Annotated in this window: 21 protein-coding genes; 17 read left to right on the forward strand and 4 right to left on the reverse strand. The window is 64.0% G+C overall.

The genetic code is table 11. From position 1 onward, the window contains the following. Window positions 1–350: 350 nt before the first annotated feature. Entirely contained in the window at window positions 351–1,961 is a 1,611-nt protein-coding gene (locus BST42_RS03050; protein WP_237159238.1) for a GAF domain-containing sensor histidine kinase, read from the forward strand. Between the two features lie 60 nt (window positions 1,962–2,021). On the opposite strand, the gene BST42_RS03055 is transcribed toward BST42_RS03050, so the two are convergent. Next, entirely contained in the window at window positions 2,022–2,756 is a 735-nt protein-coding gene (locus BST42_RS03055; RefSeq protein WP_083117038.1) for a Clp protease N-terminal domain-containing protein, read from the reverse strand. An 81-nt stretch (window positions 2,757–2,837) separates the two neighbouring features. Between BST42_RS03055 and BST42_RS03060 the strand changes: the two genes are divergently transcribed. Together BST42_RS03060 and BST42_RS03065 are read left to right on the forward strand one after the other, a co-directional pair. Beyond that, a complete protein-coding gene (locus BST42_RS03060; RefSeq protein ID WP_083117039.1) occupies window positions 2,838–3,296 on the forward strand; it encodes an SRPBCC family protein in 459 nt (152 codons plus the stop codon). An 89-nt stretch (window positions 3,297–3,385) separates the two neighbouring features. Next, window positions 3,386–5,224 (forward strand): AMP-dependent synthetase/ligase, encoded by a 1,839-nt coding sequence (locus tag BST42_RS03065; RefSeq protein ID WP_083117040.1) that lies wholly within the window; start codon window positions 3,386–3,388, stop codon window positions 5,222–5,224. On the opposite strand, the gene BST42_RS03070 is transcribed toward BST42_RS03065, so the two are convergent. Further along, window positions 5,213–5,755, reverse strand: coding sequence for a DUF3159 domain-containing protein (locus BST42_RS03070; protein ID WP_207569429.1), 543 nt, complete (start codon window positions 5,753–5,755; stop codon window positions 5,213–5,215). The genes BST42_RS03065 and BST42_RS03070 overlap by 12 nt on opposite strands. A 166-nt stretch (window positions 5,756–5,921) precedes the next feature. On the opposite strand from BST42_RS03070, the gene BST42_RS03075 reads away from it, so the two are divergent. Beyond that, window positions 5,922–6,416 (forward strand): hypothetical protein, encoded by a 495-nt coding sequence (locus BST42_RS03075; protein WP_083117042.1) that lies wholly within the window; start codon window positions 5,922–5,924, stop codon window positions 6,414–6,416. A 4-nt stretch (window positions 6,417–6,420) separates the two neighbouring features. After that, complete coding sequence (locus tag BST42_RS03080; RefSeq protein ID WP_083117043.1) at window positions 6,421–6,714, forward strand: EF-Tu/IF-2/RF-3 family GTPase; 294 nt, start codon at window positions 6,421–6,423, stop codon at window positions 6,712–6,714. A 236-nt stretch (window positions 6,715–6,950) separates the two neighbouring features. On the opposite strand, the gene BST42_RS03085 is transcribed toward BST42_RS03080, so the two are convergent. Then, window positions 6,951–7,136, reverse strand: coding sequence for a hypothetical protein (locus BST42_RS03085; protein WP_133057405.1), 186 nt, complete (start codon window positions 7,134–7,136; stop codon window positions 6,951–6,953). Window positions 7,137–7,290: 154 nt separating this feature from the next. Continuing rightward, on the reverse strand, window positions 7,291–8,469 hold the full coding sequence (locus tag BST42_RS03090) for a cytochrome P450 (RefSeq protein WP_083117045.1): 1,179 nt from the start codon (window positions 8,467–8,469) through the stop codon (window positions 7,291–7,293). A gap of 83 nt (window positions 8,470–8,552) precedes the next feature. Between BST42_RS03090 and BST42_RS03095 the strand changes: the two genes are divergently transcribed. From BST42_RS03095 to BST42_RS03140, 12 genes are all read left to right on the forward strand, one after another. Then, window positions 8,553–9,062, forward strand: a complete 510-nt coding sequence (locus BST42_RS03095) for an Rv2253 family sensor-like surface protein (RefSeq protein WP_083117046.1) — start codon at window positions 8,553–8,555, stop codon at window positions 9,060–9,062. 48 nt (window positions 9,063–9,110) lie between these two features. Then, window positions 9,111–9,305, forward strand: coding sequence for a ribosome modulation factor (locus BST42_RS03100; protein WP_083117047.1), 195 nt, complete (start codon window positions 9,111–9,113; stop codon window positions 9,303–9,305). Window positions 9,306–9,496: 191 nt separating this feature from the next. Then, the gene (locus BST42_RS03105) at window positions 9,497–10,258 is read left to right on the forward strand and encodes an SPW repeat domain-containing protein (RefSeq protein WP_083117048.1); all 762 of its coding nucleotides are present in this window, start codon (window positions 9,497–9,499) and stop codon (window positions 10,256–10,258) included. 374 nt (window positions 10,259–10,632) lie between these two features. Beyond that, window positions 10,633–11,781 (forward strand): tyrosine-type recombinase/integrase, encoded by a 1,149-nt coding sequence (locus BST42_RS03110; protein ID WP_083117049.1) that lies wholly within the window; start codon window positions 10,633–10,635, stop codon window positions 11,779–11,781. Between the two features lie 217 nt (window positions 11,782–11,998). Beyond that, window positions 11,999–12,187 (forward strand): helix-turn-helix domain-containing protein, encoded by a 189-nt coding sequence (locus BST42_RS03115; protein ID WP_083117050.1) that lies wholly within the window; start codon window positions 11,999–12,001, stop codon window positions 12,185–12,187. Next, window positions 12,187–12,645 (forward strand): site-specific integrase, encoded by a 459-nt coding sequence (locus tag BST42_RS03120; RefSeq protein ID WP_083117051.1) that lies wholly within the window; start codon window positions 12,187–12,189, stop codon window positions 12,643–12,645. The genes BST42_RS03115 and BST42_RS03120 overlap by 1 nt, the downstream gene beginning before the upstream one ends. After that, window positions 12,642–13,340 carry a hypothetical protein gene (locus tag BST42_RS03125; RefSeq protein ID WP_083117052.1) on the forward strand — a complete coding sequence of 233 codons (699 nt, stop codon included), beginning with the start codon at window positions 12,642–12,644 and terminating at the stop codon, window positions 13,338–13,340. The genes BST42_RS03120 and BST42_RS03125 overlap by 4 nt, the downstream gene beginning before the upstream one ends. A 318-nt stretch (window positions 13,341–13,658) precedes the next feature. After that, on the forward strand, window positions 13,659–14,039 hold the full coding sequence (locus tag BST42_RS03130; protein WP_083117053.1) for an HK97 gp10 family phage protein: 381 nt from the start codon (window positions 13,659–13,661) through the stop codon (window positions 14,037–14,039). Then, window positions 14,036–14,236, forward strand: a complete 201-nt coding sequence (locus tag BST42_RS29520; RefSeq protein WP_165760765.1) for a hypothetical protein — start codon at window positions 14,036–14,038, stop codon at window positions 14,234–14,236. Before BST42_RS03130 ends, BST42_RS29520 begins: the two co-directional genes overlap by 4 nt. Beyond that, window positions 14,205–14,855 carry a helix-turn-helix domain-containing protein gene (locus tag BST42_RS28945; protein WP_165760766.1) on the forward strand — a complete coding sequence of 217 codons (651 nt, stop codon included), beginning with the start codon at window positions 14,205–14,207 and terminating at the stop codon, window positions 14,853–14,855. Before BST42_RS29520 ends, BST42_RS28945 begins: the two co-directional genes overlap by 32 nt. A gap of 777 nt (window positions 14,856–15,632) precedes the next feature. Next, window positions 15,633–18,914, forward strand: coding sequence for a VldE C-terminal domain-containing protein (locus BST42_RS03135; RefSeq protein ID WP_083117054.1), 3,282 nt, complete (start codon window positions 15,633–15,635; stop codon window positions 18,912–18,914). 344 nt (window positions 18,915–19,258) lie between these two features. Next, window positions 19,259–20,647 (forward strand): terminase TerL endonuclease subunit, encoded by a 1,389-nt coding sequence (locus BST42_RS03140; protein ID WP_165760767.1) that lies wholly within the window; start codon window positions 19,259–19,261, stop codon window positions 20,645–20,647. The last annotated feature ends 192 nt before the right edge of the window (window positions 20,648–20,839 follow it).

Here is a 20,839-nt window from a genome sequence, read left to right on the forward strand (position 1 = left end):
GCCGGGCTCGAGAACGATCAGATCGCTTGTCGTGCAACAGACTAACCGTTCCGCGGCCGTGATCGTTCGCGTCGGCCGGGTGGGCTCGGGCGTTGCTCAAATCTTTTCAGCAACGATCATGCTCCTGGCGGCCGCCGAGGTCGATGCGGGCATTTTGCGCAAAAGGGTGGTCTCTCACGCTTTCACGAGCAAGATCGGACTGTCACAATGCGGGGAGATGCAGTCGGGAATCGCAGGGGACGGGTTTGATCAGCGAAGGTAGACCCGGGGCGCAGTTCGGTCGGGAGCGCTCAGGGGATGTGCGCCGAATTCACGATCAGCTCGATGAGCTGGCCGCGGACCGCGACCAGATGGGGTTACTGCTGCAGCTGGCGATCGAGATCAGTTCCGACCTCGAGCTGGAGCCGACACTGCACAGAATCATCAGTGCCGCGTTGACCCTGACCGGGGCGCGCTACGGTGCCATCGGCGTATGGGGTCCCGACGGCTTGTTGACCTCGTTCGTCCATGACGGGATGGACGAACGCATCGTTCAGCGGATCGGTCACCTCCCGGTCGGCAAGGGGCTGCTGGGCGCGCTGCGGGACCGGACGGATCTGTTGCGGCTCGACGATCTGACCCAACACTCGGCCTCAGCGGGCTTTCCCGACGGGCACCCCCCGATGCGCGCTTTCCTGGGTATCCCGATCCGAATTCGTGACGACAAGGCGTTCGGCAGTCTGTACGTCGCAGACGACCGGCCCGGGCGCTCGTTCAGCGAGTCGGACGAGGTCACCGGACGTGCGCTGGCCTCGGTGGCCGCGGTGGCCATCGACAACGCCCAGTTGTTCGACGCGACCCGCATCGCGGCGTCGTGGACAGGCGCAAGTCGCGAGATCACGGCGGCTGTGCTGTCCGACGGGCAGTCGTTCCTTCGGCCGTTGCAGCTCATCGCCGCGCGGGCGTGTGAACTCACCGAGGCAGAGCAAGCCATCGTGCTTTTTCCCGACGACGCTGACCAGCCGGACGACGAGGTGGAAACCCTGGTGGTCTCAGCCGCGGTCGGTCGATACGCGGACGATGTTCTCGGCCAGCGGGTTCCGGTCGATGGATCGACCAGCGGCTCGGTGTTCCGCTCCGGCGAGCCGGTGATCACCGAGACGTTCCGCAAGCCGATCCAGGCGTTCACCGACATCGGTGAACGCCCGGCGATCGTCGTGCCGTTGTCCGCGGACGGCCACAGCCTCGGTGTGCTCGTCGTCGCACGCAACGTCAACGCTTCGCGGTTCGGTCCCAAAGACCTGGACCTGGTGCGGGATTTCGCCGGCCACGCAGCTATCGCCCTGACGATTGCTCGCGCGCGGCGGTACACAGCTGAGCTCGCCCTGCTGACCGACCGGGAGCGCATCGCCCATGACCTCCACGACCAGGTGATTCAGCGGGTATTCGCCGTCGGGCTCGATCTCCAAGGCGTCATCGCTCGGATCCGGGATCCCGAGTTGACGCAGCGCGTCTCGCGGTCGGTCGACGAGTTGCAGGCGGTCATCACCGAGATCCGCTCGACCATCTTCAATTTGCAGCATCACGTCGATACGACAGGCGGCCTTGCCGCGCATATCCACAACGTCTTCGAGCAGCTGACGAACAATCGCGATGTCGCCGCGACGCTGAACCTCACCGGCCCACTGAGCATTGTCAGCCCCGAACTCGCCGCCCACGCCGAAGCGGTGGTCACCGAAGCCCTGAGCAATGCGGTACGGCACTCCGGCGCCGCGGAGATCACGGTGAGCGTCGCCGTCGGTGACGACCTGACCATCGTGGTCACCGACAACGGTTGCGGGATACCCGCGGACAACCAGCGCAGCAGCGGCCTGCGTAACCTCGCCCGGCGTGCGGAGTCGGCAGGCGGGGCGTTCACCGTTACCGACGGGGACACCGGTGGCACGAAATTGGTGTGGAAAGCTCCGCTGACCGCGGAATGACTGACCGCCAGTGAGCCAGCGGGACAGTGCGTTTCAGCATTGGTGATGGCCGGCGGGAGCTCAGGACTGCTTTGTCGGCGTGATCGCGGCGAGCATCTCGGCGATGTCGGCCTCGGTGCGGGGCTTGTCGAAGCCGAGCCGGTGCAGTGCGCCGCCGTCCTCCTCGGCTTCGGCCAGCGCGAGCAGCATGTGCTCGGTGCCGATGTAGTTGTGTCCCAAGCGAAGTGCTTCGCGAAAAGTCAGTTCCAGGGCCTTGCGGGCACCGCTGTCGAACGGGATCAAGGCCGGCATTTCGGCCACCCGCGGCGGCAACGTGATGGCAGCGCGGACGGCATCGGGGGTGATCTGCTGGGCGCGCAACAGGGCAGTGGCCAGTGCTGCCGGATCGGAGAGCAACCCCAACAGCAGGTGGCCTTGGGCGATCTCGGCATTGCCTGCCTCGTGCGCCGCGTTCTGGGCGGCGACGACGGCGCTGCGGGCTCGCGGGGTGAACCGGGCGAAGCCCTGAGCGGGGTCCAGATCGGTGGCGTCGAGGTTGGTCATCTTGGGCACGAAACGTTTCTGCGCGGCCTGCTTGGTGACTCCCATGCTCTTGCCGATGTCGGTCCACGATGCGCCCGACCGGCGGGCCTGATCGACAAAGTGTCCGATCAGGTGGTCGGCGAGGTCGCCGAGGGCTTCCGCGGTCAGCACCGCGTCGGCAAGCTGGTCGAGGGCGTCGGTCTGAACCTTTTTGATGCCGTCGATGAGGTCGTCGAGCCGGATCGGATAGGCGATGCGCGCGGGGTGGTCCATGCGTCAACCATAGGTTGACGGGGACGGTTCGTCAACCGTTGGTTGACGATTTACTTCTTGTAGAGCGGGTATCCGCGCAGCATGCCAACAAGCGTTACGCGTGACATCGACGCACCACGGGAACGAGTCTGGGAAGTGCTGGCCGACGGGTGGACCTACTCGCAATGGGTGGTCGGCAACAGCCGGATGCGTGCGGTCGACGCCGACTGGCCCGCGCCGGGCGCTCGCATTCTGCATTCGATCGGCGTGTGGCCGGCAGTCATCAACGACGAGACCGTGGTGCTGCGCTGCACGCCGCAGGAGGAATTGGTGCTGCTGGCGCGCCTCGGCCCGGCCGGGGCGGCGCGAATCACCCTGCGGCTCAGCGATATCGAGGGCGGTTGCCGAGTGGAGATGGCGGAGGTGGCCGTGGAAGGGCCAATGCGATTCGTGCCGGACCGGATACAGCTCGCCGGTTTCTGGCCCCGCAACCGCGAATCCACCTGGCGGCTGGCGAACCTCGCCGCGGACCGCGAGCCAGCCGAATTCGACCAGAACTAGCCGCCGTGTTCGGCCGCCGTTCGGCGAATCGCTCGGCCCGGGCTGCCCGATTCCGCCACGGGCGGCGCGCCGCGACATAAACTCGCGCCATGGCAGGCCCGCGCAAGTCCGACGAGCGGCCCGACGTGAGCAAAATCGACAACCGGGCGCCGTCGGTGCCGCGGATGTTCCTTGATCGCGTCGCGGCCACCCCCAACGCCGAAGCGTTCCGTTATCCCGACAACGACGGGTGGACCAGTGTCACCTGGGCGCAGGTCGGTGAACGCGTCGAGCTGATCGCCGCGGGCCTGATCGCCCTCGGCATCAACCCCGAGGACCGGGTGGCGCTGGCGGCAGGAACCCGCTACGAGTGGGTGGTCGTCGACTTCGGCATCCTGTCCGCGGGCGCGGCAACGACGACGGTTTATCCGAGCACCAACGCCGAGGACACCGCCTTCATCGTCGCCAACTCCGGCAGTCGCGTGGTCGTAGCGGAGAACCAGTCTCAGGTCGACAAGCTGACCGCCAACCGGGCCGACCTGCCTGCCGTCGAGAAGGTGGTGATCATCGACGGCACGAGCGACGACGACTGGGTGATCACGCTCGAGGAGCTCGAGCAACTCGGCAAGCAGCTCCTGGCCGACAAGCCCACCGCGGTGACCGAGCGGATCGACGCGATCCGGCCCGAGCAGCTGGCCACCCTGATCTACACCTCCGGCACCACAGGGAAGCCGAAAGGTGTGCGCCTGCACCATGAGGCGTGGACCTACACCGCCGCTGCGCTGGATTCGCTGCAGGTGTTGTCCGACAAGGACCTCAACTATCTGTGGCTTCCGCTGGCACATTCGTTCGGCAAGGTGATGCTGGCCATGCCGCTGGTTATGGGTTTTCCCACCGTCATCGACGGTCGGGTGGACAAGATCGTCGAAAACCTGGCGATCATCAAGCCGACATTCATGGGTGCGGTACCGCGGATCTTCGAGAAGGTGCACGGCCGGATCACCGAGACGATGGCCGAAGAGGGCGGCGTCAAGAAACGGCTCTTCGACTGGGCCAGCGACGTGGGTCTGCAGGTGTCACGCGCCCGGCAGGCCGGGCACCGGGTCGGGCCCCTGCTGGCGTTACAACACAAACTCGCCGACAAGCTGGTGTTCAACACGATCCGGCAGCGGTTCGGTGGGCGCCTGCGGTTCTTCATCTCCGGGTCGGCAGCGCTGGACCGGGACATCGCGCAGTGGTTCGACGCCGTCGGCGCCATTGTGCTGGAGGGCTACGGGCTGACCGAGACGTCCGCGGCCTCCTCGCTGAATCGCCTGCATGCCTACCGGTTTGGGACGGTGGGCTGGACGTTGCCGTGCACCGATGTCAAGATCGCCGCCGACGGCGAGGTGTTGCTCAAGGGGCCGGGTGTGATGAGTGGCTACCACGACCTGCCCGAGGCCACCGCGGAGGCCATCGACGCCGACGGCTGGTTCCACACCGGAGATATCGGCGAACTCGACGCCGAGGGCTACCTGCGGATCACCGACCGCAAGAAGGACATGTTCAAGACGTCGCAGGGCAAATATGTTGCGCCCTCGGCGATCTCAGCGGCGTTCAAGGGCATCTGCCCGTTCGCCAGCGAGATCATCATCTACGGCGAGGGAAAGCCCTACTGCGTGGCGCTGGTGAGCCTCGATGCGGAGGCCATCAGAGAGTGGGCGGATCGCAACGGCATGGAGGGCAAGTCCTTCCAGGAAGTCGCCCGGGACGAGAAGACCAGGGAAATGGTCGAGGGTTATGTGGAAACCCTCAACAAGCACCTGAACCGGTGGGAACAGGTCAAGCGCTTTGCCATCATTGATCGCGAATTGACGGTCGAGGCAGGCGATTTGACGCCCAGCTTGAAGCTCAAGCGCAAGGCTGTCGTGGAGAACTTCCACGACAACATCGACGAGCTATACGGCTGACCGCTTGGCTCTGACGCGTTTCGGGTACCACGAGGTGAATACCGCCGCCCCGATCAGGGTTACGTAACTCGCTGTGTGGCCGGCTAATTCGGTCAAGAGGTGTTTCATCATAGTCCAGGCGAGCACGGCGTTGACAGTGAATACCGTCGCCCATACCGAGGTGAGCAGCACGTTGACGCGAATGAACTGTGGATTGTTCCACTTCGAGGGATCGGTGTGTGCGCGCGCGTATTCCAGGGTGAACGGTTTGCCGATGGCGAGCGTGATCCACGAACCGAGTGCCAGGGCGCCGTTGGCAAGCACGCCGAGATGGCGGACGGCCCACACACTGTGGAAGCCGAGCACCGCGACGGTGGCAGCGGTGAAGAACACCAGGCCGACCCACATGATGACGCCCCGGTGCAGTTTGAGGACGGCCATCACCACCGAGAGGGCCAGGGCCGCGACCAGACCGATTTCTACACGGGCCATGGAGTCCCTGGCAATGATCAGGAAGGCTATCCATGGAGCGAAAGACACCAGCAGCTTCACCAAGGACACGGCGGGACCTCCATGGGGTCGAGTCGGAAACTCCATTCAGCACGTCGGATAGATGAGTTTGGTAGGGGCGATGGTCCCGGCTACAGACACCGCTGGTCACATCCGCGCATCGACGTAGTGTTGAGCCTGGTGAGAGTCGAGTGATGAGGGGCTGGCTATGCGACGTTACGGCGTCCTGATGGCAGTGGCCGCTGCCGCGCTGGCATTGAATCCGGCGCCTGCACACGCCGATGGTCTGGGGCCGCAGCCCGGGGCGCCGTGTCCGGCGGACTTCACAGACGTGATGACCCGGCTGCCGGATGTCGGCGATTTCCTCGTATGCCAGGCATCGGGCATGTGGGCTCCGGTGCTCGGCCCGTTCGACCCAGCCGGTCGCTGGCTGAGTTACGGTGCCGGAATCACCTTGCACGGTCAAGGGTTTCGTAATCCCAACCTGCGCTCCGGGCAGTGGACCGCGGCGCCGCTGGACCCGTCGGCGGTATGCAGTGCCGATCAGGTGACCGTGATCGGTCCGGGAGAGCTTGCGCCCGTGGTGCATTCGCCCGGTGAGGTGGGGCAACCCCTGCACCTCGAGGTGTTACCGAAGCTGTTCACCATCACGATGAACGGTGATTGCCTCTGGTCCGAGGATCAGCCGCCGGGATTGGGCTGAAACCGTGTTTCGGCTGACGGTGCAGGACGTATTCGCGATCAAGGGCCGGGGACTGGTCGCCACAGGTCGGGTGGAGCTGGGCCGGGTCTCGGTTGGTGACGAGGTGCGGATCAACGACGCCCGCACGGTTCGGGTCGACGCGATCGAGAGCTTTCGCAAGACGATCGACGAGGCGGTGACCGGGGATAACGTCGGGCTGCTGTTCTCCGGACTCGGCCGCAGTGACGTGTCACCGGGTGATGTGCTCAGCAGCGGGGCGGTCGGACCGGTCTCCGACGGTGTCGACGTTCGGTTGTAGACCAAGTGGTCCCCAGGGGCGGGGGGCCGGTGGCCCAAGGGGGTGGCCACTTCGCGTAGCCCACCCCTGGAGACCCGCTTGTGACGGTCGGACGTCGGCGTGATTTCGGTACCGGGCCCCGACCGGTCGGCTGTGTTCTCAGCGTCGTCAGAAATGTACGACACCGGCTGTGGTCGGCGTCCGAGTTCGACAGAAATATTGACGATTCGGTAAGAGTGGGTCGGCTGGCGGTGCTCTCAGTGTGGTGGTGCTTTGGTAGCCGCCACCGGTATGGGGGCCAGTACGGGTGTGCGGGGCGGGGCGGCGGTCGTCTGCGCGGTGGACGAGACGGTGTGAACGTCGGGAGGCGGGGTCGGCTTGTAGAAGAACACCGCCGCGATGGCAATCACCGCGACGACGACCGCGGCGCCGGCAACGATCACGCCGGCGACGGTGGTCCGGTGCTTCAGCTTTCTGACGGCCCTTCTGACCCCCCGCATAGGGCAGCACCGTAGCGAACCGGCAGTGATCCGCGCGGACAAGACAGCAGGGTCACAGCGACAAGGAAGCGTTCCCGCAGGATTGACCCGCAGGGTGCTATCCCCAGGTCACCGGTAGTTCGACAAGTCCGTGGGACAGCGAATGGAAACCGGCGGTCATCGTCGCCGGATCGGTGCACAGCTGCAGGGTGGGGAAGCGGGGGATGAGCTGGGAATAGACGGTCTTGAGTTCGAGCCGGGCCAGCGCCGCGCCGAGGCAGTAGTGCAACCCGTAGCCGAAGCCGACGTGCGCCGCGCCGGTGCGGCTGAGGTCCACCCGGTCGGGATCGGTGAAGACCTCGGGGTCGTGGTTGGCCGCGCCGGGATCGAGCAGGACCAGGTCGCCCTCCCTGATCGTCACGCCGTCGGCGTCGACATCGCCGCGCGCATAGCGCGCCACGCCGACACCGCCGGTCATGCCGGCGCGCAGGACTTCTTCGACAGCCTTGGGGATGAGGTCCGGGTTGTGCAGCAGCGTCTGCCACTGGTCGGGATTGCTCAGCAGCACCAGGCATCCGACCCAGATCTGGGTCACGGTGGTCTCGTGACCGGCGAAGAGCAACTGCATCGCCAGGGTGGCGATCTCGAAGTCGGCCAGGTCGGGCTCGTCGCACAGACGGGAGATGACGTCGTCGTCCGGGTTCGCGCGCTTCGCGGCGACCAGTTCCATGCCGTAGCCGAGGAGGTGTTCGAGCCCCTTGAGGGAGATGTCGTCGTCGGGGGAGAACGCGGCGTCGTCGACCCAGTGGCGGAAGCGGTCCCGGTCGGCGTAGGGAACGCCGAGCAGGTCGCAGATCACCAGGATCGGCAGCGGCTGGGCCAGGCTGGTCAAGAGGTCGGCCGGCGGCCCCTGACGTTCCATGTCGTCGAGCAGGGCGGCGCACAGCCCTTCGACCTTCGGCTGCAGGGTGCGCATGTGCCGGGGACCGAAGTGCGGTTGCAGCAGTTGGCGCATGCGGGCGTGGTCGGTCGGCTCGGAATCGAAATCGCCGATCGGGCCGCCGAACAACGCCGATGTGCGGCTGCGCGGGGCGTTCGCGGGGTCGCGGTGGGTGCGGCCGAGGAGGTCGTTGTCCATGAGGCTGCGCACCAGCGAGTAGCCGGTCACCAGCCAGGCCTCGTCGCCGACGGCGGACAGGACTTTGTGGATCGGTCCGGTGCCCTGCAGCGCGAGGAGATCGTCGGGGGAGCGCAGCGGGTGGCTCTGACGGAACGGCAGCTGGGCGGTGGCGGTCATGGTGGGAGCGTACGGCTGCGCGCGATAGCGCGGACCATTTTTAAGACTACTGGTCTCGTTTGCCTCGGCTCTAGTATTCAGCGATGGCTCACACCAAGCTTCGCAGCTTGAGCGCCTTCGCCGCGTTATGCGCCGCGCCGACTGCGATGGCGTTCTGGCTCGCCCCGATTGCCGCAGCCGACTCAGCATCCTGGAACGGTGAGTACGCGATCACGTTCATCGTCGGCCCCAAAGCCGGAACGAGCATCGCCGCCGGGCAACCCGAACAGCAGCACACCGAAACCTATGGCTTCCAATCGAACTGCGCGAACGGAAAGTGCACCGCGACGATCATCAGTGGCCCTCCGCCGAGTAACCCGACGGTTCCGCAGCCCGTTCAGTTCACCTGGGACGGGTCGTCGTGGGCGCAAGCCAGCGACTTTCAGTGGCAGTGCCTGATGCCCGACGAGACGGTCCAGTGGAATCCGGCCCACGCCGAGGTGCGGTACACGCCTCAAGCGGACGGATCCCTGTCCGGGACCATGCACACCGAGATTCTGAGCGGCGCCTGCCAGGGCACTGTCGATATGAACATGACGGCGGAGCGTGCTTAGCTGGCGCGGCATCCGCTGCTCGGGCTCGCGCGGCTGCATGATGAGCGGGTGACATACCGACAGGAAGCGACTCGCGCGCTGTACGAGGGGTCGCTCGCCGAGCCCGGCGACCGCAACCCGTATGCCGGCCAGTCGGTGGCCTTCGCGGCATTGTGGCGCCGCGGCTATCGGCGAATGCTGTCGGTCCGGATCGAGACCGGACCGGCGATGACGCGGTATCGGCAAGCGCGCCAACGGAACTGACGACGCGGGCGACCGGATCGTCTGGTCCGATGCCTGGACCGGCGGCCAAGTGCTCCCGCACGTCACGTGTGTTGGGCTGAATCAAGCAAGCCGGGACCAGGCGGCCGACGCGATGAGGCCGTCTGAGAGCCCTCGCAAGTATGGCCGAAATGCCCTACCCGCCCTGCAGGCAACGGGTGTTGGTTGTGGTTATGACTAGTTCAGAGCGGTGGATCGGCTGGGTGGCAGTAGGCATCGGCGTCTGCGCGGCGGTGTCGGCGTTTGTGGTCAGTTCGACTCAAGTCGGGCAGGGATTCGCGTTCGGGTTCGGATCGTTCATCGCCTTCTTCGGGGCGCTGTCGGTGCTGGCCCACAACCGGGCTCCCGACCATTGGGGCTTACTCGTAGTCGGCCTGGCCATGTTCGTCGCTCCGTTCATCGGCAACGGCTTCAACTACGACCGGGGGGCGTCCTGGACGTGTTGGGTAGCTGGGGGGCTCGCCACAATCCTCGGCGGCGTCGGCTGGCTTCATGACAAAACGCCGACCGAGTACGGAGTTAATGAGTTGGGAGACAGCCAACGGCTTCGGCACCCCTGGAGCTACCTGATCGGTCGGCTGGCGTTGGGTGTGAGCGTCGCGACCGTGCTCTTGGCTCTTGTCTTCCGGTCGAGTGCAGCCGGGACCGCCGTGACCGTCGGTCTTGGCGGCATGATCGCTGTGGTCGCGGTCTGGTCGCTGCTCGCGTCGGAACCGACCCACGATTTCCTGACACTCGCCATCGTGGGATTTGGGCTGTTCCTGTCGCCCTGGGTGGCTGGATTCACCCGGGAGGACACCGCCTGGACAGCGTGGGTGGCCGGTGGACTCGCCGCTGGGCTTGGCATCGCGGGCTACTTGCGAGATGAGCGCTCGGACTTCGCAGCCGCTGTCCGCGATGACGCGGCTGTGCAATACCGGAGACAATTTCCCTGACGCTGCCTGGGAAGCTCGTGCGACTTTGACTAGGTCGGTGGTGAGACTCGAGGAATGAGGCTTTCTGGCGGCCGGTAACCGTGGACGCTCGATGCAATCTGCGGGCGGCGCGGACTGTCTCGCCGCAGAACGGTTGCGATCACTCCTGGCGGGTTGGGGCCAGAGGGCGGAAAATGCACCGCATCGCATCAAACGTGGTGCGCGATACTGGGATTGAATCCGTTTGAGCAAACTTCTGCAATCGTTCTTGTACCTGCGTCAACAAGTATCTGACCTGCTGATACGCAAAACAGTACTACGCGACACAGGGTGTCACAACACCACACGAGCACACACCTTTGTGGTGCAAAAGTGGTGCGCTAGTATCGCGAGTTATGGGACGAGAACCACGCTCAACGCGACGCAAGTTCGGACGTTTGCGGCAGTTTCGCAGTGGTCGGTGGAAGGCGTCGTACACGGGTCCCAACGGGCAACTTTACGAGGCCCCGCACACCTTTGGCGCGCGCGAAGATGCCGAGGCGTGGTTGACCGACCGCCGTCGTGAGATCGACCGGGACCTCTGGTCGCCCCCGGCCTCCGAGGAGCAGAAGATCGCGAAGGCCAAGGCCGATGTGGTGTTCCGCGACTACGCGAAGACGTGGATGGAGACCCGCACTGTGAGGGGTCGACCGCTCAAGCCGCGCACAGTAGACGACTACAACGACATCCTCACCCGCCACCTCAATCCCACCTTCGGGAGCAAGACTCTCCGGTCGATCACGGTCGGTCAGGTGGATAAGTGGTACGCCAAGACCCTTGTCGACAAGCCGACCGCGCGGGCGCACGCGTACTCGCTGTTGCGAACCATCATGGAGACGGCCCGAACGCGTGACCGGATCATCTCGGAGAACCCGTGCCTGATTACCGGGGCTGGAGCGACGACCCGCAAGATCAAGCCGAAGCCAGCCACGTTGGACCAACTTGCGATCATCGTGGACGACATGCCCGACAACCTGAAACTGATGGTCCTGCTCGCGACGTGGACGGCGCTTCGGTTCGGCGAGTTGGTCGAGTTGCAGCGCCGTGACATAGATCTCGATGACGCTGTGGTGCGGGTCCGTCGCGCCGCCGTCCGCACTGACGACGGTTGGAAGGTCGGCGACCCCAAGAGTGATGCGGGTGTCCGAGACGTGGACATCCCGCCGAACATCATCCCCGCCATCGAACGACATCTTGCCGAACACGTCGGGCCGCAGCAGAAGGCTCTGCTGTTCCCACCGCAGAACGGCGGCGAACGCCTGCAACCGAGTACTTTGTACCGCCATTGGTACCGCGCGCGGACCAAGGCCAAGCGCCCCGATCTTCGTTTCCACGACTGCCGCCACACCGGGGCGACGTGGGCTGCCCAGAGCGGGGCTACGGTCGCCGAACTGATGGACCGCCTCGGGCATTCGACGCCGCAGGCCGCGATGCGGTACCAGCACGCCGCCCAAGGGCGTGGCAAGAAGATCGCGGAGGCCATGGCGGCGATGGCCAATCAGTAACAACCAGTATCAATCGGCAGCAATAGGTACCAATCATGTTGGGCCACAGCGAAAATGTCGCGAAAAAGCGACATCCAGATCGCTAGACAAGCGCTGAATCGTCGGTACAGTCTGTCTCAGACGCACACAGCAAGGCTCCTCAATACTTTCCTTTCCGGGCGCGTCTAAATAATGGATCGGCCAATGGGGTCGAACCCTGCCCAAAAGGTGAGAATGCATGTTGTACGAGAAACCCGAAAACCTGCCACGCCTCGTCACTTTTGTCCGGTGCGCGACCGAGTTGAGTTGCTCGACGAGGACTGTCGAGAGGTATGTCCGGCAAGGCCGACTCAAGGCTGTGCGGATCGGTCCGAAGATGCTGCGCGTCGAGCGTGAGTCGCTGCTGGCCATGATTGGCGGTGCCTGATGACCACCGACCATAAACGCGATGTTCTGACCGAGTCAGAGTTGAACAAGCTCGCCGCGGCAATGCCGGATCGCCTGCGCGCCAGTGTCATCCTCTCCGCGTGGTGCGGACTCCGATGGGCGGAGACCTCGGAACTGCGCCGTAAAGATGTATCCGAGGATGCGGCTCTGCTGAAGATTGGCCGTGCGGTCACCGGTCATGCCGGAAAGTCGACTGCCGTGCTTGCCAAGTCTCCGGGTCGTGATGTTGATGTTCCGGCACGTATTCGTCCGATGTTGCTGGCGCACATGAAGTCTCACGTCGGCTCCGGTGCAGAGGCGCTGCTGTTCCCTGCCGACGATGGGGGATGGCTTCGTGCTGATCTGTATCGTCCACAATGGGAGGCGGCGCGGAAGGGCATCGGGCAGAGCGCACTTCGGGTTCACGACCTACGGAATTTTGGCGCCCGGTCCGTATGAAAAAGCTGAACAACGTCGACCGTGCACTGACCCCGCAGCCGGAACCTGACCAGTGGACCGAGCAGGACGAGCAGACAGAGGACACCGGCAAGCCGTCCAAGCTAATCCTCGGTCCCCGCGCCGATGCACTGTTCTCGGCTGCCCACGCGGCTGGCGAGGCGTTGCGCCGGGTACGCCGAGGTGCCACACAGGTCGTACCCGATCCACCGCCCCGGAAGTGGACGATCACTGAAGAGTTCGACTACGACGCCACGGTTCAGAAGATCGATAACCGCGAGCCATACGACTACTACGACTTCCTAGAGGTCATGAAACGGGTCACCAGCGGCAAGCGGAAGCGGCAACAAGTCGCGCCCGAGTGGCGGGAACTGCCGAACTACCCCGGCTATCTACTGCACTCGGTGACGCGGGAATTGTGGCGGTCCGCAAGGGAAGTGCCGCTTCCCAATGGCAATATCCGCCGTTATCCCGCCAAAGTGGTCCAAGCTTTCAACGGTTCGTTCAGTCTCTCGGTCGGCGGCGTGAGGTCATCGCGTGGCGTTCAATCCCTCTGGGCGGAAACGTTTCCCGATTATGCCGGCAGAAAGACGAAGGCTGCCCAGATCCGACCGCGCCGCGACGAGTTCGACTACTACCACGGTCTGCGGGAATGGCTTGCCGAGGGCGGCGCAGGAATCGTCACGCGGCCAAATTAGCTTTTTCCTTGGCCGCCGCCAATAGGTAGAGGAACGTTTCCTCGCCGTTTTTTGTGCGCGAAAACTCTGTGCACACCATCGAATCATCTTTAGGAGGTCGCTTTGTCCTGCGGACATAACGACATATATACGAACGGCGGTTGCAAGACCTGCGACCGCGTGAACCAAGAACGCTATCGCCGCCGTCGTCGACTGGCCATGGCGCTATTACATGCCGCAGAGGCCCGTGGCATGTCGGGGACGGAAGCCATTGCCGCAATTCAGCATATCGACTATGCGACTCTCCAGGCCTGTCAGTCGACGGGTCTCCGATGACCGATGAGTGACAGTGCTGACCAGATCGCTCGCGAAATCCAGCGCCAGGTTGAGGTTCAAGGTGAACCCGAGTTGCGCAGGGAATTAAAGAAATACGCTGAAGAGGTCAAGGCATACGCCGTCTCGATCAGCCCGTACGACCCCACCGACGAACCGCCGCACTACCGCGATCAGTGGGCGGCTCGGTTGCGGACCCTGCGGGGCCGCCTGCCATCGGCCCGGGTCGAGAACAAGTCGAAAATAGCCCACCTAGTCGAGGACGGTACAGCGGAATATGAACGGCCCCAGGGTGGGTCAAGCCCAGCCGCGCACGTTGCGGCCAGGACCGCGTTCCACTTCGGCGGCACCCCAGACCATGGCGGCACAGGAGAAGGTGAAGCGTGAAGGTGGACATAGGAAGCGGCACGCCCATCTACGTCTCGTCTCGGCGGGACGGCGGCATCAGTCTGCACCAGGGCGCATCAAAGATATTCATGGGCATCGATGAGCTGAATGCAGTTCTCGACGCTATCAACGACGAGCAGGGACGCTGGAAAGCGACAGGGAAATATGAAGGTCATTCATCACGGCAACCTCGGTGAATACAAAGACGGTAAAAAGCTGTACGCATCACTGCCGGTGGAATTAGCGCGCGACCAGGGGTTAACAGCCAATGCGGCTCGTGTAGCGCTGTTCGTGTGGTCGCACAAAGAGAGCTATACGCAGTCGGCGGCGCTGGTAGCCAAGGCGCTGGGCATGCACCGCGACACCGTCGCGAACGCTCTAGCGAATCTGCAGGACCGCGGATGGCTGGTGCGCGAGCAGGTTTGGCGACCCGGCAAGGCGAAGCCTTCCAGTGAAGTCTGGCACTTGCAGATGTCGAACACGCCGTTTACCGACGATGCAAAGCGCACGTTGCGGGGCGACAACATGCCCAAAAATCCGGCATCCTCTGACGGCAACATGCCCAAAAATCCGGCACCACCCTGCCTAGAAATTAGGCACCCACCTGCCCAAGAATTAGGCACATTAGTAGTGAACACTAGTAGTGCACGAAGTGCAGACTACTTAAGTAGTACAACAGAACGTGCCGAAAAGACGGGCACGTTCGACGCCGAGTACGCCGCCTACGTAGAACACGTGATGGCCTCGGGGGAATCGCCTCCCGATGTGTGGGACTCTGAGCCGACTGATGACCCATGGGGTGGCGAGCCGCAGTAGGGGGCGGGGGCGCTGCCGCGCCGCCTGAGAGTTGCGGTATCGAGGTTGTGGGTTCGGGTGGTGGTCCACTTCCCTGGTCAGCCCATGACAAAGCTACCCCCCCGAAACATAGATTATCTACCTAATTCACTCGCACCGTCTTCCGGCTGCCAACTCAAACAGGGAACAACACTGAAAATTACTGAACAGCTTCACGTCAGCCCAACCAACGGGCGACGGAAAATCAATCTCACCCAATACCGCTCGGATAGAGGTCACACCATCACGGTCACGCCCGAACTGGCGTTGTTGATAGCTGACGCGATTGTCGACACCGTCGAGATGATCACCCGATGATGCCTGTAGGCATCGTTATCGTCCTTTCAGACGGTAGCCAGCGCACGATCCCGCTCAAGGCGGGGAGTTGGTCCGGTTCGGGCTTTCGTGCCGCCGTAGAGCTGGACGGCGAGCGCCACGTGATCCACGTGGACACCGTCCGCACCTGATATACCTCCGCACCCGTCGAGTTCCCCTCCGGGTGCGGTCCTACTTCCGACGCGGTTTTCAAAAGGATCTCAGCGGTCGCTTCGCGCGCCTCCCGCTGGGACGCGCGTTGATCTGCTCCGTGTCGGAAACCCCCCGCCGTCAAGCCGTTTGGAAACGCGGCGTGCGCCTCGGTGGTCGTGCCAGACCTCTCTCATGAGAAAAGCCGGGGCAGCGGCGGGGCCTCAACTCCGTGACATCTGCTGTCGAATCGCGATGTCTATCAATCTATTTCATTCTCCGAGGGGAGATCAATTGTCGATCCGTATTGACGTTATCGCCGAGATCAACGAAAAGCGCCTGAAGGACCAATCGGAGAAGCTTCGCCGCGACGTGGACCGCGACCTGACGGCCGAATTCAATCAAATCGGCGTCAACGCAGGCAATTCCATGGCGCAGGGCCTAGCGCAATCCTCCGGTTCCGTCCAGAAGGAATTGCGCCGCAGCGTCGAAGCCTCGCAGGCTGCGGCGCTTAAGGAGCTTGGGTTAGAGACAGCTCGCCGCAAAGTCGATGCAGCATCTCGCGCAGCGATGAGGACCGAGCAGCTTCTCAACGACGCTCGGCGTGGACACGTCCGCGATCTCGACACCGAAACGAAGTTAGAGGCCAAGCACGCCGCACAACTTGCGCAAGTCTCCTCGCTATCGGAGAAGGCAGCCCGCGCCGAGATCGCGCACACGAAGGCGCTCAACGCTCGTGCCGATGCCGAGCGTCGCCTCCATCGTGGCCGCCGTGACGCGGCTTCGCGCGCCGGTGTGGGTAGCAACCTCGCCGCTGGCGGTATGTCGTTGGTGTGGGCGGGTGCGGGGCCGCTGCTGCTTGCTGCTGCTGGTGCCGCCGCGTCACTGACCGGTGCGATTGCCTTGATGCCAGGTGTGATCGGCGCAGCCGGTACCGCGTTTGGTGCTATCGCTCTCGGCGTCCACGGGTTCGGCGACGCGATGAAGGAGACCGACCCGGCGAAGTTCGCCGCCGCCTTGCAAACCCTGTCGCCGAACGCCCGCGAAGCCGCACAGTCAATCAAGTCCATCATGCCCGTGCTGCACGACCTCCAGAAGTCCACGCAGGATTCCCTATTCAAGGGTGTCGGCGGTGAATTGACCGCACTGACCGAGACTTTCAGGGCACCACTACAGGGCCTCACCACGAGCGTGGCCGGTTCGTTCAATCAGGCGTTCCGTGCCATCGGTGCCGAACTGATGCAGCCGGAAAGCGCAGCCGCTCTGGGCCACGTCTTCGACAATATCTCGACCGCGTTCACGCAGATCGCGCCAGCCGCGCGCAGCTTCACCGACGCCCTAGTCAGGATCACCAGTGTCGGTTCGGATTTCTTCCCGGGAATGGCCAAGGCTCTTAGCGATGCTGCGGCCAAGTTCGCGAGTTTCATCGAGACCGCCCAGCGCACCGGACAGCTCAAGCAATGGATCTCGGAGGCACTGGACACCCTGAAGGTGCTGGGCGGCGTCGTCGTCAGTGTCGGCAAGGCGTTCGGGTCTCTGGCCCCCGCAGCCCGCGAGATACTGCCGCCCATCGCAGACATGCTGGAGAAGATCGCGGGCGTCCTGCGCGATCATCCATCCCTGATCTATGCGGTGGTCGGCGCGTTCACCGCGTGGAAGACCACTGAAGGCGTCGCCTCATTGACGACGGCATTGCGCACTGTCTCAACACTTCTCGGGGTCACGATCCCCGCGTCAGCCGCAGCCGGCGCCGCCGCGACAAGTGCAGCGTGGGCACCGGTCCTCGCATCACTCGCCAAGTGGGCACCCGCGCTCGGTGTCGGTGCGATGCCCGACCAGCAGAACGCCGCCGACATGGGACTCATCCTGCCGGGTATCCCGCAGCTTGGCGGTGGCCCTGGTGCTCAGCGTCAACGCCGTGGCGTCGATGATCCCGCCGCCCCACCCGCCGCAGCACCGACCGGCCCCGGTTTCCTGGGCGGCTCGGTTGGTGTGCCTCATCCCACCGGGCCAAGCTGGTCGTTACCGGGCAACATCTTCGGATCGTCAAACACCTCTAACGGAGGTGGCTCGTCATCGAGTGGTTACAGCGGCCACGTAGAGGACACCCACGGCGCACTCGTGCCGAACGCTGAGCTCCTGAAACAAGCGCTGCAACAACTGTTTCCTGGTGTGCAGATCGGCGGTTACCGAGCACCGGACGGCTACAACGAGCACTCCAGCGGTGAAGCACTCGACATCATGGTCGGCGGCAACACAGCCCTCGGCAACGTCGTCAATCAGTGGTTGCTCCGAAACGCCGATGCCTTTGGCTTGCAATACGATTTGTGGCAACAGGCAGAGTGGGACCCGAACGGCACGGTCAAACCGATGGCCGACCGAGGTTCACCCACCCAGAACCACCGCGACCACGTCCACGCTCGCGTCCGCCCTGGTGCTCCCGAGTCCGGCAACTACATGCCGGTCGGTTCGCAAGAGTGGAACTTCAACGGGACAACGCCTGTCCGCGTGGAATCGTTTGGCTCGCAGGCCAGCCAGACCATGCAACAGAGCATCGGTGCGGGATTGGACTCTGACTTCGGCATCGGCAAGGGTCTCCCCGGCATCTTCGAAAGCCTCACGAAAATGTTGGCGAACCTCGCCATGGCCCCGATCCTCGGCGCGCTCTCCGGTGTGACGGGTGCCTTCGGCTCGGCGGGTCCCGGCTCTGGTCTGCTCGGTGCGCTCGCACCGCGTCAGAACGCCTTTGCTCAACAGATGCCAGATGCGCTCGGGCGCATCTCATCGCAGTCCGGTGGATCGTCCTCTGGCGGGCTGGCAAGCCTGTTCAGCGGTACCAGTACCCCGCAGGCCGGTTCGTCGGCATATGGCGACATGAATAGTCCGCAATCGTCCTCTCCGGGCCTCGGCACGTTGGGTTCAGCCGCATCGGGTGCCTCCTACAGCCCCGGCGCGGGATGGAACCTGCCGAACGCCACCGGCTCACGCAACACCGCGCCTCGCGGTATCCCGCTCGGTCAGGGGATGCCGCAGTCTTCCGGCATCAGTATCGGCAAGGGCGGTGTGCTCGGCCTGATCGGCTCGGCGGCAACATCGGCTGCCGGTTTGGCCGCTGGCATGGGTTCCATGGGTGGCGGTGGTGCAGCGGCTTCGGCTGCCGCCCAGATCGGTATCGATGAACTCAATCGCGCCATCGGCTTTGGTGCGCAAGCGGTCGGTATCGGTGTTCAAGGTCTGATGGAGACGTTCCTACCCGTCGAATCGCAGCTAGCCGACCCAACGCGTGGGTGGTTTGGCCGCATCCTCGGTGGTGTCGCTGGTATCCGACCAGTCGCTGAAAACCTCGCTGGCGCAATGGGCAAGGGCGACAGGGCCAACACGGCGGGTAACGGTGATCAGCCACCGCTAACCGACGAACAGGTTGCCAAGCAGCGAGACCGAATCGGTTCCTCTGCAACCAACAACACGAACGTCGGCGGCGTCACCGTTAACGCCGAGCTTCATGGCCAACCCGACGCCAACGCGCAAGCGCTGCAGAATTTGACCACCCAATCATGGGCGGGGCAGAAGCGTTAAGCGACCCTGCCTCGGCTGTGGTCGGCTCTCGCCGAACACCCGCTGTCCAAGCTGCACACGCGAGTACCGCACCGCCCGCTGGGAACACCCCGCCTTAGAGCGTGGGGCACACCTAGCGGGCGTTGCGCGCTCCGCATCCTGTGCGATGGCGCACCCGCGACCACGTGGGACCACATCGACGGTGACGCCACCAACCACGCGATCACCAATCGCCAACCATCTTGCCGCTCATGTAACTCAGCCAAGGGCGGCCACTAGACCACCCGGCGGGGTTCGTAGGGGTACTTGCCCCGCCGGGTCTACACCTCTCGGGAGACCAACATTACGGACGCCTATAGGTGGCGTTGAGCGCTGGGCCAAAGGTCTCTGCGAATCTCAAGCCGCTACCCCCGAAGCGTTCACCAGTCCCGTGGATCGAACACGCCACGGGGGAGAAGCTTTACACCTGGCAGCGCGAACTACTGCGCGAGTTGACCGCACCTGATCGGCCCCGAGTTTATTACGCCCAGATCGCACGTAAGAACGGAAAGACCCGGGCCGCAGCATGTTTGGGACTGCTGGAGATATGCCTCAAGAAACAGCGCCACGTCTACGCCATCTCCGACAGCGAGCGCAACCTCAACAGCGTATTGATGCGCGAGCTACACGACTTGATCAACGGCTCCGAACATCTGCGCCATTCATTGTGGATCTTCAAAGACAAGATCGAATGCCCCGAGACTGGCTCATTCATTCAAGTCAGACCGGGCAACTTCAAAGCCGCACAGGGCATTAACCCGCATCTCGTCCTCGCTGATGAGGTCCACCTCCTGCCGTCCGAAGTGTGGGACGGGATGCAACAGGCGGGCCGCGCACGTACCGACGCCTTGCTGTTCGGCATCACCACGCCGGGTTACGACCTGACGTGTCGGGCGCACGAGCTTTACCAATCGGTGAAGTCCGGTGACCTACCGGGGCGCATCTATGAGGCCGATCCCGCTCTACCGCTTGATGACAGGAACAACTGGCGGGTGGCCAACCCGTGCATCGGCCGGCCCGGATTCGCCGAGGCGCTGGAGTACGACTACAAGACGCTGCCCGAACACGAGTTCCGGCGATTCGCCCTCGGCTGTTGGACGGCAACGCATTCCGCGTGGTTGCCCTACGGGGCGTGGGACGCGCTCACCACGTACGACGAACCGCCACAAGGTACCCGCGTATGGCTGGGCTTTGACGGTTCCTATTCCGGCGACAGCACCGCACTCGTGGGCTGCACTCAAGACGGGCACCTGTTCGTTGTCGGGTGCTGGGAGAACCCCGGTCGGCAAGGCTGGCGGGTCCCGCGTGATGACGTGTTGGACACCGTGGCCCACGCCTTCGAGCACTTCGACGTGCAAGAACTAGCGTGCGACCCGCCGTATTGGCAGTCCGAGATTGCGCAGTGGGGCGCACGGTGGGGCGACAAGGTCATTGAAATCCCCACCTACAGCGTGGCCCGCATGGGTCCCGCCTGCTCTAGCTTCCACGCCGCCGTGATGGACGGCGCACTCTCGCACAGCGGTGATGCACGTCTGGCCCGCCACGTCAGCAACGCTGTCGTGAGGTCCACGCCGCACGGGGATGTCATCACGAAGCCGGACAAGGATTCCCCGGCCAAGATCGACCTCGCGGTTGCCGCCGTCCTGGCGCACAGCCGCGCCAGTGTCGCCGTGACCAAGCCGAAGGCCAAGCCGTTCGTGCTCTGGTCGGCCTGATCATGCTGCGCCGCAACGAGATCCACGCTCCAAGGTAGCTGGCTGATGCATTCGTGCTGGTCAGAGACTTGCCGGAAAGTCTGAAAGGTTAGCCAGCCTCCCGACCCAGGGGCGGGTTTTCACTCACTCACACCACCAAAACATGCCGTGACCAGCACGGACGCCTTCGCGCGCCCGAAATTCCGGCACTGA

Source organism: Mycolicibacterium rhodesiae, from assembly GCF_002086695.1.
Classification (GTDB): domain Bacteria; phylum Actinomycetota; class Actinomycetes; order Mycobacteriales; family Mycobacteriaceae; genus Mycobacterium; species Mycobacterium rhodesiae.